Origin of the sequence: Vibrio floridensis (assembly GCF_021852965.1) — a bacterium.
GTDB classification, from domain to species: domain Bacteria; phylum Pseudomonadota; class Gammaproteobacteria; order Enterobacterales; family Vibrionaceae; genus Vibrio; species Vibrio floridensis.
Window position 1 is genome coordinate 1 of sequence record NZ_JAKGCY010000014.1, and the last position, 15381, is coordinate 15381.

Annotated in this window: 9 protein-coding genes and 1 riboswitch; of the genes, 3 read left to right on the plus strand and 6 right to left on the minus strand. The window is 47.5% G+C overall.

Annotated elements, in window-relative coordinates; genetic code table 11:
• The first annotated feature begins 443 nt into the window (after positions 1–443).
• A complete protein-coding gene (locus LZU85_RS16985) occupies positions 444–890 on the plus strand; it encodes an RNA recognition motif domain-containing protein (RefSeq protein ID WP_237287893.1) in 447 nt (148 codons plus the stop codon).
• Here LZU85_RS16985 and murI read toward each other — a convergent pair.
• The 3 genes from murI to LZU85_RS17000 are packed head-to-tail and all read right to left on the minus strand — an operon-like array spanning position 868 to position 4245.
• Positions 868–1659, minus strand: a complete 792-nt coding sequence (gene murI, locus LZU85_RS16990) for a glutamate racemase (protein ID WP_176299265.1) — start codon at positions 1657–1659, stop codon at positions 868–870. The two genes, LZU85_RS16985 and murI, sit on opposite strands and share 23 nt — an antisense overlap.
• 48 nt (positions 1660–1707) lie before the next feature.
• A complete protein-coding gene (locus tag LZU85_RS16995; protein ID WP_237287895.1) occupies positions 1708–2376 on the minus strand; it encodes an adenine nucleotide alpha hydrolase in 669 nt (222 codons plus the stop codon).
• Positions 2377–2424: 48 nt separating this feature from the next.
• Positions 2425–4245: a TonB-dependent receptor domain-containing protein gene (locus LZU85_RS17000; RefSeq protein WP_237287897.1), complete on the minus strand. Its 1821-nt coding sequence runs from the start codon at positions 4243–4245 to the stop codon at positions 2425–2427.
• Positions 4246–4297: 52 nt separating this feature from the next.
• A riboswitch (cobalamin riboswitch) is annotated at positions 4298–4493 on the minus strand.
• A 154-nt stretch (positions 4494–4647) separates the two neighbouring features.
• Between LZU85_RS17000 and trmA the strand changes: the two genes are divergently transcribed.
• On the plus strand, positions 4648–5757 hold the full coding sequence (gene trmA, locus LZU85_RS17005) for a tRNA (uridine(54)-C5)-methyltransferase TrmA (RefSeq protein WP_237287898.1): 1110 nt from the start codon (positions 4648–4650) through the stop codon (positions 5755–5757).
• A gap of 270 nt (positions 5758–6027) precedes the next feature.
• Here the strand turns inward: trmA and LZU85_RS17010 are convergent, their stop codons facing one another.
• The 3 genes from LZU85_RS17010 to LZU85_RS17020 form a co-directional block, all read right to left on the minus strand.
• Positions 6028–8562, minus strand: coding sequence for a S8 family serine peptidase (locus LZU85_RS17010; RefSeq protein WP_237287899.1), 2535 nt, complete (start codon positions 8560–8562; stop codon positions 6028–6030).
• A gap of 221 nt (positions 8563–8783) precedes the next feature.
• On the minus strand, positions 8784–10856 hold the full coding sequence (locus tag LZU85_RS17015; RefSeq protein ID WP_237287900.1) for a hypothetical protein: 2073 nt from the start codon (positions 10854–10856) through the stop codon (positions 8784–8786).
• A gap of 17 nt (positions 10857–10873) precedes the next feature.
• Positions 10874–14134, minus strand: coding sequence for a PKD domain-containing protein (locus tag LZU85_RS17020; RefSeq protein ID WP_237287901.1), 3261 nt, complete (start codon positions 14132–14134; stop codon positions 10874–10876).
• A 448-nt stretch (positions 14135–14582) separates the two neighbouring features.
• On the opposite strand from LZU85_RS17020, the gene LZU85_RS17025 reads away from it, so the two are divergent.
• Entirely contained in the window at positions 14583–15380 is a 798-nt protein-coding gene (locus LZU85_RS17025) for a MetQ/NlpA family ABC transporter substrate-binding protein (protein ID WP_176299272.1), read from the plus strand.
• Position 15381: the final 1 nt, after the last annotated feature.

The window sequence follows — 15381 nt, forward strand, 5'->3', positions numbered from 1 at the left end:
AGTTCATTGATAAATCTTTTGGATTATCATCAACGAGTGCCCACACAGATTGATAGGTTTATATTGTTAAAGAGCTTTCTGATAACTTAGCGACTTAAGCGCTGCCTCATCAGAGGGTGCGTATCTTACAACGCTAATTTTGATAGTCAAGAAGTTTTTTAATTTCTTTTTCTCAACCTGACTCGCTGCGTGACTTCCGTCTCACTCCGTGTCAGTGAGGCGGCATTATAGGGACTTCTTTTCAGCGCGCAATACTTTTTTTAAACTTTTCTTTCAACCGCTCAACAAATCATCAGAATGGGCTTTTTTGCATATATTTTCAGCACATTTGAATCTCATCACAGCATTAGATTGGAAAAAGAACGCACATAAACTTAAGATTTGTGTGTCTATTTTGTTAATAGGCATCCATTTTATCTGTACCCTAAATGTAGTAATCCAGTATGACGTTAAAAAAACTTATTGCGAGTGCCGCTCTGGCTATTCTGGGTGGGTTCCTTTTTTCTCAGCTTGCTCTATCTTCAGCTGTTAGTTTCGTTATTGGTGTAGTGCTTACCACTTTACTTTTTTCTTTTCTTAAGAGCGCACCTACTATAGATAACGAAGAACCCTCTGTTTCAACAAAAACGCTTTATGTGGGTAATCTGCCTTATAAAGCCAACGAGAGCCATGTCCGCGAACTCTTTGCTGAACATGGCGAGGTGTATGCGGTGCGTTTGATGAAAGACAAACGCACTGGGAAAAGAAGAGGTTTTGGTTTTGTTGTAATAGCAAGCGCTGATGCAGAGAATGCTATTAATGCTCTTAATGAAAAGGAATATGCTCAACGAACGCTCAAAGTCCGTATCGCGAATGAGATGAAGGCTTCTATAGAGGATACGGCTCTATAGTTTCAAACCCCATCTTTTGTAATGAATGGTTCAGCGCAGCTTCATCCCAAGGTTGCGCTGTACTAAATATCCTTTTCTGAGCAGATCCTGCCAATGCGTCTTCATGTTTTAGCAGATCTCTCACTCGTCTCGCAATCGCCTCACCGGAGTCCACGAGCAAAATGCCTTCCCCTAGCACGATCTGTATTTCTTCTTTTATTAACGGGAAATGAGTGCACCCCAACACAGCTACGTCAATTTTATTTACCATGGGGTCGAGAATGGATCTTAGTTCCGCGAGATCGACAGGTTTGCCTCTTAACTTTTCTTCCGCAATATCCACTAACCTTGTTGATCCTAGCAGCTCGACCTCCTTCTCTTTGGCAAAATCACGAATAAGGTCATGGGTGTATTGTCGAGTTACGGTAGCTGGTGTCGCAATAAGGCCAACAGCTTTGCTTGCCAATGATGATGCAGGCTTAATAGCGGGAACCACACCGACGACCGGAATAGATAGCACGTTTCTCAGTGTAGGAAGAACAATGGTACTGGCCGTGTTACAAGCAATGACGACCAGATCAATATCGAAATGGCGAGACATTTTTTCCACCAAGACTTCCACTCGGCTTAATAATGTTTGTGGAGAAAGCTCTCCATAAGGATAGGCTTGGTTATCAAATAAGTAGTAGTAGTTCACTTGAGGTAACAGCTTGTTCATTTCTTGAAAAACGGACAAGCCGCCTACGCCAGAATCAAAGACCAATACATTCGGTTGATTTGAACTTTTCACTCTCTTAAACCTACCTCGACCAAAACGTCCAAATCATACTCTCTCATGCTAATTTAGCAATGCTGCTCGATATCTTTGATAGGTGAAGCGGCCATCACTTTCCGTGGCTGTTAATTCCAACGAAATCTCCCCATCAAAGCAAGGTGCTCCAACAACCAAGGTATGAAACTCGCCATCTTCTCCACAAGGATCAACACCTGGAGGGAGCTCGGCGATTAAAGCTTTGTCATACCAACGTCCACACCATGACCCAGCCAGTTGATGACCATCCGTGGTTACGATCAACGTTTTAATACCACGATCAATAATTTCATTCGCTAGGTCATAACTCGGTTCCCCTAACAGCGGGAATACACACTCCCATCCGGCTGGTTCAATATAGCTTCGTCGGTAATCAGCAATGCCATTACAAAACATATCGCCAAATGCCACCGCATCGATCTCGATGCCAGATGATTTCAGTCTGGTCACAATGCGTTGTTGATACACCTCGTTTGACGGGAAGATTTGTGGCAAAGCAATTTTAATCAGCGGCAAATTGAGCAGTTGAGCCTGCATCTCAACCACTGCTAATGGGGTTGCCTGAAAAGGTACCTCATTATCTACGTATGTCGTATAGAGACCAACGACTTGATAGTCTGGATGCTCCATTAATCTCAATAAGGTCAGAGTGGAATCTTTGCCACTTGACCAACTAATAACAACTTTCTTTTTCATCACGCCCTCTGAAAAATAAAACCGCCCGAAGGCGGTTTTGAGAATGAGTTAGAACTGATACGTTAGATTCGCGAAGTATCTGCGCTCTGGAGCGTTGTAGTTCAATGTGGTTTGATACTTCTCGTTTGTTAGATTGTCTACTCGCACACGAACAACCAGATCAGGAGAAATCCAATACCCAACCGACGCATCCCACAAGCTTACCGATGGTAACTCATTCTTCGGATCGCTGACTTCTTTAGGATTACCCAACCTCTCCCCTGTATAGGTATAAGTCAGGTTAACGTCGAAATTCTCATACGAGGCATCCATCAACCACTTGTAGTTTTCATCTGCGCGTTTGGCCAATTTGTTCCCGCCAGAATCTTGGTGATCTTTAAATTCCGCGACAACCGTGTGATGAACAAACCAAGTATTGAAGTAACCCGTAATCTCAAGCCCTTTTAATGTTGCATCCACATTCTCTGGGTACCACCAAGGTGAGCCTTCGTACCAAATAATAAGGTTGTCGACATCATTGTCATACGCTGCAACATCCACGGTGAAGAGAGCAAACTCACCCGTATAGCCAATTTCTCGGCTCATCGCTTCTTCAGGTTTCAAATCTGGGTTATTGGTTAAGTCCGAATAACTCGGCGCTTTGAAAGAAGTACCAAACGTTGCCCTGACAGAATGAGACTCTGTGAGTTGATAGCGCGTTCCTAGTGACCATGTTCGATAATTATCGTAAGTGTCATGCTTGTCATTACGTACACTCCCCGTCACTTGTAAGTCGCCCAGTTGAAGGTCTGTAGAAAGATAAACACCAGTCGTGCTACGAGACTCTCCAGCTAGTTTGTCTGGATTGCCATAGCTTAAAGCATCATCATCAAGCTTTTCTCTGCGCCAATCTGCACCTGCGCCAATGGTAACGCCCTCTGATATCAAATACTGATTGAGGAATTGCAGGTTGGTTAACGCGATTTTCTTGACCGTTCCCGCGTTATCCTTGCCCTCAGCTTGTGAGTAGTTCAAGTTTTCAATCGCTTGCTGGTTGGCTCGTAAAGTCGAGCTTAGTCGGGAACCGCTATACTGAACATCCGCCGTGATACTTAGATTTTCAGAGTAACCGTAATTTTTACCCCATGAATCATATTCCGTTAAGCTGTCATACCAACGCACTGACGCTGAGCCGGACAATTCATCATTGAACGCTTGGGAATAGGAGGCAAAAAGATTCTGGCTCTCATACCCATAGTTCAAGCCAGTTTCTGGGTCCTTGATATCAAACCCTTCTGTCTCTTCAAAACCACCAGCAAGTTTCAGCACGCCACCATTAGCAAAAGCCCTAGTCGTTGAAAAGTTCGCTTCCTTCTGCGCGTCACTTCCCGCCCCTAGAGAGACGACGGAACCTTCACTCGATTCACTGGACGTTGTGATAACGTTAATCACACCAGCAATCGCATCGGAACCGTATAGAGCCCCACCAGGGCCTTTAATCACTTCTACTCTTTCAATAATGCCTACAGGTATATGGTTAAAGCTGATCCCGCCGGCTGCCGAGTTAATACGAACGCCATCAACTAAAAATAAGACTTGATTGCTATTAAAGCCACGAATGAATACGGAAGCTGAGTGACCACGACCACCACTTTGAGAAACTTCGATACCAGGAACTCGTTTTAGGATATCAAGCAAGGATTTCGCTTGCGTTTCTTCAATTTCTTGTTTTGAAATCACCGTCGTTGACGCGATGACTTCAGTAAGTGGCTGCTCAAAGCGGTTAGCTGTCACGACAACAGTGTCATTAGTTTGCACTTCTTGAGCGTGTAAATAAGAGATAGGGGTAAGCAGCGATGCCATGGCGATCGCTAAAAGAGACTTTTGCATATTGTAATCCTAAATCGCGTAAATCCTACCGAGCGTGAAGATAAGGCTTCCAGTGTTTGCTCAGTTGCTGGCAGGTATTCGGACTCAAGAGCTGTTAACCTACTCACCTGACTTCCCACACGATTCCGTCATGCAGTGTCTTATTAAGCTTTCGTTCTCTCTTACCGCTGCGCGTCAGTTCCGGATTCACACCGGATTCCCTTTTCAGCCATCTATACTTCCAGATAGCACCAGCTTGAAGCGCATACTATTAAGCGATTGATTATTTGTCCAGTTAGAATTGGCATAAGCTATATTTTTACACAGTAGTACTTATCAATTTCCCCTTGGCACTGGACAATGAACGGGGATTGAATAAAATCTGCGCTCTTTATCTCTAAAGCACCCGAAAGGTATGAATTCATGGCGACTCTTGATGTAAACCCACAACGCTATCAGCAACAGTTAGCAGAAAAAGTGCAACGCTTAACCGATATGTTCGCACCTTATCAAGCCCCTGAGCTGGAAGTGTTTGAGTCTCCAGAGCAGCACTACCGCATGCGCGCGGAGTTCCGCGTTTGGCATGAAGGGGAAGAGATGTACTACATCATGTTCAACCAAGAGACGCGTGAAAAATACCGTGTTGATCAATTCCCTGCGGCCAGTCGCTTGATCAACGATCTCATGCCTTTATTGATTGATGCGATGAAAGACAATGAATCGCTGCGTCGTAAACTGTTCCAAGTCGATTTCCTTTCCACTCTGAGCGGCGAGATTCTGGTTTCTTTGCTTTACCATCGCCAATTGGATGATGCTTGGATTGAAAATGCAAAAGCTTTAAAACAGCGCCTAAATGACGAAGGCTTTAACCTCAACCTGATTGGTCGTGCACGTAAAATGAAGATCGTTCTAGACCGTGATTACGTGGTCGAAAAGCTCGATGTCAACGGCAAGCCTTACGTCTACCAGCAAGTAGAAAACAGCTTTACTCAGCCGAACGGCAAAGTCGCAGAGAAAATGTTGGAATGGGCGGTCGATTGTACCCAAGAAAGCCAAGGCGATTTATTGGAGCTTTACTGTGGTAACGGCAATTTCTCCCTTGCGCTGGCGCAAAACTTTGAGCGCGTTCTGGCCACGGAATTGGCGAAACCGTCGGTGGAATCGGCGCAATACAATATCGCTGCGAACAAGATTGAGAATGTGCAAATCATCCGCATGTCTGCTGAAGAGTTTACCGAAGCGATGGAAGGGAAGCGTGAATTTCGTCGTCTGAAAGACAATGGCATCGATCTCAAGAGCTATAACTGCAACACCATTTTCGTCGATCCACCACGCTCAGGCATGGATGTCGACACTTGCAAAATGGTGCAGGGTTACGAGCGCATTTTATACATCTCTTGCAACCCAGAGACATTAAAAGAAAACTTAGACATTCTAAGCGAAACGCACCACATCACACGCTTTGCTCTGTTCGATCAGTTCCCGTACACCCACCACATGGAAGCAGGCGTGATGCTAGAGCGCAAGAAATAAGGCATGAAGAAGATGCGTTAGGATAAGGGCGCATTGATAACAATTGAGTGTAATTACCCAACCTGATCTCAACGCCACCGGCTCTGCTTGTGGCGTTTTGCCTTTCTAACCAAACGCCGTTTGTTCTCACATCCTCGCTAGACTGTTCGCAACCACTCTAAGTCGTTTAAAACGATGGTCTCTTCACATGGCCGAGAAACCACGTTGAGGTGACACATGAAGGCAGAGTGCAGTGCCTAACCTATCTTTCTCTTTGGCCATACCACCGCTTTAGCCTAGCAGCCACCTTATTGTCTCTTTAAACCAGCGATGCTCCTCAGCCCATACGACTAAGCGAGGTGACCAATGATAATACTGCGCCACCAGCCACTCACCGCCGGGGAGTTTGAGTAATACGTCGTCACGAAAGTGGCGATAGTAATCCAGTGTTTGCGGTTGTTCAGCAAACAATGAGGTGGCGAGAAAGCATCGACTATCGCTACGTTGTTCTTCCCCCGCTATCGCCTGAGGAGCGATGCTTAACTCAAGCAGTAGTTGAAACGTATCATTTTGCTCGAGAGCTCCCTGAGCTTGGACGTCCGAGTCCGCACTAATCGCAAGGCTTTGACCTCGGTTGGTGATAATGGTACTTCTCTCCCCACTGCTGCTGACCAACCGAGCTTGGGTAAACTGATAACTTTCTTGATCTAGACGGAGCAAAATACCACTTCGCTCTGCGAGCCATCGCCCTGACAGCAGCAAATGACCGTTAGCAAGTTGTTGCGCGCCAACAAGTTGCGCTGCCGTGAGATCCAAACGAAGTAGCTGCTCCGCCAGTGACACGCTCCACGAACCACTGCTTTCGATGCTGACCAACGCTATCTGCCGCTCTTCGTTGACGCGATTTTTCACGGTAATTTGCCCCGAACGTGCCACATCGGTCGCCAATCGAACTCGGTTGCCGGCCACCTCTTGCACCAAATTCTGCGCATCTGCGATAACTTCTAAATCCACGCCGGTATTGTCCGATAAGTTTGCGCCATCGACAAAAAAAGTCACCCATGCCTCTTGTCCTGACGGCACTGCCCCAACCTGTATCACGCCACTTAACGAATCTGAAGACGCCTCACTCAAATCCGAACTGATGTCGAACGTGCTACTGCCCACGTCAATTCGATAGACCAAGCGCACCTGATAACTGTCCTCACTCAAGCCTTGGCGATCAAGATACTGATTACTGGCACCACTGACACTGGCTATCTTCTGCTTATAGCTATTGCTGCTGGTTCGATAGATTTGGTACTCACTGGCATAATCACTGCCTTGCCATGTCAACAGCTCACCTCTGTCGAGACTCTGTTGATAAAGATGTATTGGCGTGGGAGCGACGGGGAGATACTCGAGTTGCTGCCACGTGCCATCCAAACTCTGCCACTCTATCCAACCGGCAGGCATATCCCAATCGTTAAACGAGACACTCGCTGCACTACTTTGCGTCGGGGTAAGTAGACGCACATAGTCACCCAAGGTGCTATTTTGTGAAGCACTACGATACCGCCACGCACTGATTTCATCCAATCGATGTCCAGCAAGACGAAGCTGACCAGAGTCACGCACAACCGACAACACTTGTGGAGCCAAGGCCGTGATATCTGCAATATTCGCCACACTGAGCATCCGCCCTTGCCGCACTCGGTGACTCAAAGAGGTATCGCGCTGGCTTTGCTGTACCAAAGCACTGACCACCTCCGCTGCAGACCAATGGGGATGCTGCTGCCATAACATCGCGCTCGCCGCCGCAACAAAAGGCGCCGCCATGGAAGTACCGCTCTCCATTCTTGTTGCGTTGTTCGGTGCTAAACTGAAAATATTGGTGCCAGGTGCCGCGAGATCAGCGTAAGCCCAATTGTAATTGCTTGTGCTGCTGAGACGCTGGTTGGCATCGTCCCAGTTTGCCACCACTAACATTGCCGATAGTTTGGCAGCAAACTTGGCTGGATAAACGTCTGCGCGCCCAAGATCAAGGCCTGAGTTGCCTGCCGCAGTCACTTGTACAATGCCGAGTTGATCGGCTTCACTCATTACATCCCATAATGCTTGCGAGTACTGCGTTACTGTCCAGGAGTGGTTGATGATGCGAGCCTGTTGGTTGATAGCCCAACGCACACCTGCTACCGCATCAGCAATTTTTCCTCCACCCGTGCTACCCAAAAAGCGAATCGGCATCACTTGTGCACTGCTGCAAGCGCCTTCAACTTGGCTGGTTTCATTGGGTTTGGCGGCAATGATACCCGCGATATGCGTACCGTGACCAAACGGATCACTCATGCTGGTGCTTTGGTTGATAACATCAAATGGTGCCGAGAAAAGTACGTGACTCAGCGCCTCGTGTTCGGTGTCCACCCCAGAATCCAGCACCGCCAAGCGAATCAAATCGCACTGCCTTTCTGTCGTGCTCAACTGAGTGAAACCTGCAATCACTAAACCATCTTGTGCGTCTAACGGAGGCAACGCTGCACGTACAAGACCACTTTTTCGCTCTCGTTGATACTGTTGCTGTGGCGGATCAACTTGCAAAGGTGAATTGGGCTCAATGTAGCGAACGTCCACATCCGAGAAAAAGGGCACGAGCTCGTCCTCATTAACTCTCAGCAAGCGGTCTTGGTCCGCAAAAACATAGAGGGGTTGTCGATGATGATGGTGCTCTTGATACCCCTCATTGCTGATGCGAATCAGCCAACTTTGAGCCAGTGCTGGATGGCTCACGAGCACAACAGCACCAAACAGGGTCAATATGATGAGAGAACGGCGATAAAGGTACGGCATCCGTGCGATTCCTGTATTAAAGATATCCTTTCTATTAGAACTCAAATTTAAGCCGTTTCATCGATAAAAATGGTTTGAAACGGACTGATTATTGCTGTTCTGCATAAAGCATCACACCATGCCGTGAAACAGCATGGTGTGATGGGTTAGTCAGCGATTAACACTCGAACATCAAAATCACGAACACGCCACGATTCCAAGTTCAAGAACAAAGTTCAGCCTTACTCAATAATCACGCCACCATTACTGCCGTAATCAATCGCCAGTTCAGAAGCACTCAGAGTAAACGGTTGAATACACATAGTTGCGTTCCTTGTGGTGGTGTAAGTCATCACTTCGGTCACGGCCGTTTCAGATACGCCTTCACAACTTAAACTATAACTGTTGATCTGCGAATCTGGATTCCAGTCGCTTTGCAAGTTGCAGTAAGCCGAAATGCCGTCAGCATAGAACACACCCTCTTCAAACAGATCCAGCGTGCCATCCTCGTTGAGATCGGCATAATCGTTGTATTGCGCTTCGAGATCGTTAAGTTGATCAATCGCACCTTGCTGAGCAGCGTTCGCGGCTAACAAAGCATTGATCTGATCTCGCATCCCTTGCACATCACTCTCGGTGGCACCATTGGCTAAATCAAAATCGATTTGCATCTGAATGTTATTGATATTCTGAGTGTTCATATCAATCGCACCCTGATGATTTGCTCGATAATTGTCGAACTGTGAGTACAAATAACTGTAACCATTCAACAGCAAGGTGTTGATTGCGCCAGCCACCCAACGACTATTGGCTTCATCCCAACTGTATTGGTTGCTGAAGCTGACGTCTTGGTTGGTTAGATCGCTACAGCTCTCACTTGCTCTAGCAAGCAGGCCCGCTTGCACCGCAATTTCATTGAGTGACGCATCGAGGTATCTGGCCGGCGTTGTTGTACCATTTGCTGTACTGCCTTGTTCAAGAACTTCAATGAAGAAACCATTAATGGTATTGCCACCAACGAACGAGTTTGCACTGCCGCTCAATACATCTAAGAAGGTCTTTTCGTAGTTATTTTGTTCTTGCCAAGTATTAACGTGTAACACTTGAATACCAGTGTCAATAGGTTGTCCGCTACTCGCATCGTAGTAGGAGATATTCTCCATGTCCCAGCTATTACGTTCGGTTTGGCCATCACCATCACCACTGACATGGGCCACCCCCATCAGCACAGTTGCATTCCAGAACGTTCGGATCGGTGAGCTTTGATTTGCATCGCTCCAATCTAACGAGATAAGCTCCATTTCTTTGGTGCCAAGCTCAATAAACGCACTGTTTTCTCCAGCGGCATACTGCTGAAATAAACCTGCGATACTGTCTTGGCGGAACATCTGCTCAACCACTTGGCCTGGCTCAACCATGCCACCGTTATAGTCACCAGACTGGTTATTCGCATAAGGATGTAAATCGCTTTCGCCCGCGCCATCTTGGATACGCCACACGGGTGCCAATAACGCCGCCGAAGCTTTGGCATTGAACTCATTTCCAGTTAATACGCCAGCATCGCCATCGTCGAGATCCACCTTCTCACCCAAGTTGCCTGAATACCCATAGAGGCTAGGTAAGTGTAAGCCGAGAATGTTCCCTGTGATGCCCATTGCTTGTGCAGGTGTCTGTACCCCCTCGGTTTCAGGGTCCCAGTCTTTTTCATGTACTTGATTGAGTAGAGAGAGCGCGATTGGCGTTTGAGCCGTCCAAGTCGCCGCCACCCCTTTTAGTGCAACTTGGTGCTCTCCTTCAGTGAACGTGACATAGCTAACACTGGTCTCACGCAGCACACCTTGCGCATCCAAAAACTTCGCTTCGACACGGTACTTGCCTGGCATCAAGTTGACGGATGCCGTTGGCGAACTCGCACTGAGCGAAGCGGCGACAGCAAAGCGCTCTTTTAAGCCATTCATGGGTAACTCGTAACACGCTAACTCTTCAGTGCCCACCATAACGGTCTCATTTTGATAGGCAGCCTTAGCTGAATCCTCATCGCAGGAACGGTGGGCTTCGAGCATCTCTTCCGCTTCAGAGAGACTGCCAACGTATTGATTGCGATAAAAATCGACTTCTATGTCACTGGCGCTACCAATCCAAGACGCTCCCACTTCTGGTGTGGGGAACTTAGCCGCCAATGTGACCGATGCGCTTTTCTTCTCTTGAGGCGCATCTGATGAAGATGCTGCTACGTTCTCATCGTTACAGCCTGCTAAGCCGATTGCTGCAGCGACAACCACTGCTAATGGTTTAAGTGTAAATAAAGTTTTCATAGTTGTGTCCCTGCCAATTATTCGACAATAATTCCGATGTTTCCTGAAAATTCCAGTACCGATAAGGTGAGGCTTTGCGTTGCTTCCTGACCTTGGTTGTCTGTCACCGTCACGCTGACTTGATACTCTCCGACCGCTAAGCTCTCAGCTGCGATAGACGCATTGTTGCCATTGATCGTCGCGGATACGCCAGCACTGAACGTCCACTCGACCGTTGGGGAGCTGTCGTTATCATCACTCACGCTGACACTCAAATTGATGGTGTCTGAATTGGTGCCCGATACGTTTGCCTTCTGGATTCGTGGGGTCGCCGTTAAGGAAAGTATTTGTGGCGCTTTGTCTTCCACCACAGTCAAGGTCAGTTGTGATTCACTACTTAAGCCGACCGCATCGGTCGCTTTTAGCGTGATCACATAATTACCTGCGCCCAAGGTGTCCGCCGCGATGGTCGCCTGCTGTTGGTCGCTTGCCAATGCCAGTGCGCTACTCATGTCTTGACCATCTTTATTCATGGTCCAATCCAGAGTTAAGCCTGATACACCATCATCATCCGACACTTGCGCCGACACGATGATAGGGTCAGGGTTTCTTTGCCCTTGCAGTACCGTGATATTGTTGGCGCTACTACTGAGTGCCACAGATGGCGGTTGGTTAGCCAACACTCTAAACGTCACGGTTTTACTGCTTTCATTGGGGGTGGCTGCATCATCAGTTACCGTTAATGTTGCCTGATAAGTGCCAACAGGAATGGTGTTCGCGGCCAAACGGATGGTTTGCCCAGGAGCGTCACCGAGCAAAGCGGTCACATCCTGATTGTCGCCATTGACGAGACGCCAGTTCAGTTGGAGCTGATCACGCGCGGTGAAATCATCACTCACTAACGCAGTCAGGGTGATCAATGCAATGTTGTTCTGCCCATTACTGCCAACCGAACCTGGGTTAGCGCTGAGCACCTCAATCACTGGTGCTTGATCGGCAACCACATTGAATGAAATAACCGCAGAGCCAAACAACGGTGCACTATGATCATCGGTCACGGTCAAGGTCGCATTATGAAGCCCCACCGCCAGCGGCGCGAGATCGCATTGCTCTGTCGTACCGCTACATGAGTCGCTCCATAAGTAGCTCAACGTGTCACCGTTGCCATCACGTGCGATGGCAGTAACGATACCCTGATTTCCTTGTTGAACTTTTATGGTTTCACCTGCTGAGTAGCGGATGCTACCGTAATCGAAACCGATAACTTGTGGTGCAATGTTGTCACTATCACGCACAGTAATCGCAAAGCGACGCTCTGGATTCATAACGCCCGATGCTCGCTCTTGCCCATCATCAGCGCTGATCACCAGCGTTTTATCGCCAGTTGAGCTAAAGGTGATGGAAGCTCGCGTGCCGCTGCGTACAATTGTGCAGTTTGCATCGCCTTCACATTCAATATTGACGGTGACGGCATCGCCATCTGGGTCCGAGACAGACCAACGCAAATCGGCAACTTGATCAATCTTCATTTGCGCCTGACTACGCAATAGTGCACCAAGTAGCGGAGGTTGATTGGCGCGGGTAAAGTCCAGCGTCGCTTTCTCGTCAGCACTGGTCACCGTTGTTGTTTGACTCTGGCCAAGCGCGCTCACCGTTAGCGCACTGTCACACAACACACTGTGGCTGTAGTAACCATTGTTGTCGGTGTACGCATAATCTTGCCCACGTGAATGACCAATTTGCACATACTGCCCTACCACAGGTGTTGTGCCATTTGATTCAAACGTGTGACCTTCGATGGTACAAGCATAAGGATTAACCAGTACTAATTCTGGCAACTCATTACAGTTGCTATCCCCTGAGCCTATCGTCAGGGTTTCCGGTAGCTGGACATATTCGGTCTGCCCAGTTTTCTGGTTATAGACAGGGAGTGACCAGCGAGTGCCATCGGTTGGCTGTGCGGTGGCGGAAACTAAGGTGTTGATTTGATAAGAACCGTCTTCAATGTAGTGCCATTCGGTCCCTCCATCAGGCAGGCTAACCGTCATCTGACCGTAGAACTTCTCGCCGTTTTGATAGCTAACGTTACCCTGCAAACAGATACTGCTGTTGACACCGGTTTTGATTGGCCAGTCTAAGTTGATCCATTGAATCCACTCATTCGCTTGGCTGATCTCGACTTTGACGTACAGTTGTAGTGCTTCTTGGCCCGTCAGAGTGATCACGCCCTGTTCGTCAATAGGGATGTCATTCCCGCTGCTATTGGTGGCAACAGCGCCTGCCGAATCGTTCACCAGCAACCCATTACCAACATATTGCCAACCCTGACCACTGCGATAAACATAAATCGGGATTTGAATGCCATCGACATTCATATCAAAATCACGCTGAATCGTAGAATATGAGCCTTTAGGAACCATCATGACGAGCGAAGGCCCCCCGTCTGCCGAAGGTTGCACATCGCTCAGGGGCAGCGGCTGCTGATTTTCATCCGTCAAACGTATCTGGCTAAAGGTACTGGAGATCAGACGGTAGCTTTCATCACTGTTTTGATTTTCAAAGTTAACCCCTTGCCCTTGATTGTCGGTTTCACCCTGTCCCTCAAACTCACCTGGGAAACTTTGAATATCATTGGCATTACTGGAGTCAAAATAGGCGACTTCGCTGTTGATGGCATTCACTGCCGGGTCAATGTTTGCAACCGGCAAGTTGAGTGAAAGTTGCACCTCATCACCTGCCGCGGGAGAAACATCACCCACAACGACACGCTGCTGACCTTGGCTGTTTTTCACCAAAGAAAAGCGCAGACTCGGCACGCCATTGGCCGACACCACCACAGAACTAAGCTCCGAACGTTTCACGGTGCTCACCTGTGCGGTGGCTAACACAACATTCACTGCCATCCGGCTGGATTGCTCATTGATGTCGATGCTTTTTTCATTTTCTACAAATCCTGATTTCTTCACCAAAACCACAACACGGCTTGCTTGGTGGCTACTGGCTTTGAGTTCAGGGACGGAGATGGAATAGAAGCCACTGTCATCACTTTCAGTACTGAGCTCCAGCAATGACTGACCATCACTGCTTTTGAACTGAACCACAACGCTCGATTTGGCGATAGGTTGTCCACTGGATGCGGTCACCTGACCGGAGACGATTTGCGTACTGATGGCGCGCACTTGCGTGACTGGGCCGACTGGAGATGGGCTTGAGCTACTGCTACCACCATCTCCACCACCACAGGCTGAAAGTGCCGCCGCGATAAGAGTGCTTATTACGGTGCGACTTAGACTGGTCATATTGTTCCTGCCAATGACTTGCTGATAATTTTCATCAGCACTCAATATAGGAGACTTCATATAAAAAAATGATGAAACGTCTCACTAACATGTCGTTCCATAAATGTTTCATATGAAAATGTGAAAACTGGCACACTTGGTTACATTTGGACATCCGTTGTAATAATTCATTGTTATCGGACGACAACAGATCGAGAAAATCGGTGGACTTCTTATCTGCCTGATGTGATGGGCTGGCAAGTTGCTAATCCAAATGGAGACTTCGGTATCCATACTTCACATTATCCCCATCCCCTTGCCACAGCCATCCGTCATCGAGTGGCAAACTTATGAATTAATTAGAACAAAAACAAATAAGTAAATAACTTGATAAACCCGACACCCTGTATGAATATAGAGCTCCAGATGTCTAGGCATCTTTAATTAAAATCAGATTAGGTAGAAGAAGATGAGAAAAATTGCATTACAAGGGATTGTGATTGCGGCAGTCGCTTTAGGCTTAACCGCTTGTGGCCAAGAAGAAGCCAAAGTCATTAAAGTTGGAGCAACGGTCGGCCCACACGCACAAGTTGTGGAAGCGGTGGCCAAAGAGGCCAAAGCACAGGGCTTAAATATTCAAGTTGTCGAGTTTTCCGATTTTATTACCCCTAATGCCGCATTGGCTGACGGTAGTATTGATATCAATAGCTATCAACATTTACCTTTTCTCACCAACTTCAATCAGAGCCGCAACGCCAATTTAGTGTCGGTTGGTCAATCGATTCTGATGCGAATGGGGATTTACTCAGATAGCGTGAAATCGGTATCGGACTTACCACAAAATGCCCGTATTGCGATACCAAACGATCCAACCAATGGTGGGCGTGGTTTGTTGCTGCTCCAAGAAGCCAAGCTGATTACATTGAAAGAGAATGTCGGACACAAAGCCAGTATCAATGACATTGTAGATAACCCGAAAAATATCAAAATTATTGAAGTCGATGCGGCGCAACTACCAAGAACATTGAATGATGTCGATGCCGCGGCGATCACGATGAACTACGTGATGTCTTCAGGATTGAACCCCAAAGAGAAGGCGATTTATCTCGAGCCGAAAGATGCGGCACTCGCGGTCATGGTTATCGCAACAAAAGCGGAAAACAAAGATAACCCTGACTACAAAAAGTTTGTTGAAATCTACCAGTCACAAGCGATTCGAGATTACCTAGCCACTACCTTTAACGGCACTATTGAGCCAGCATTCTAAT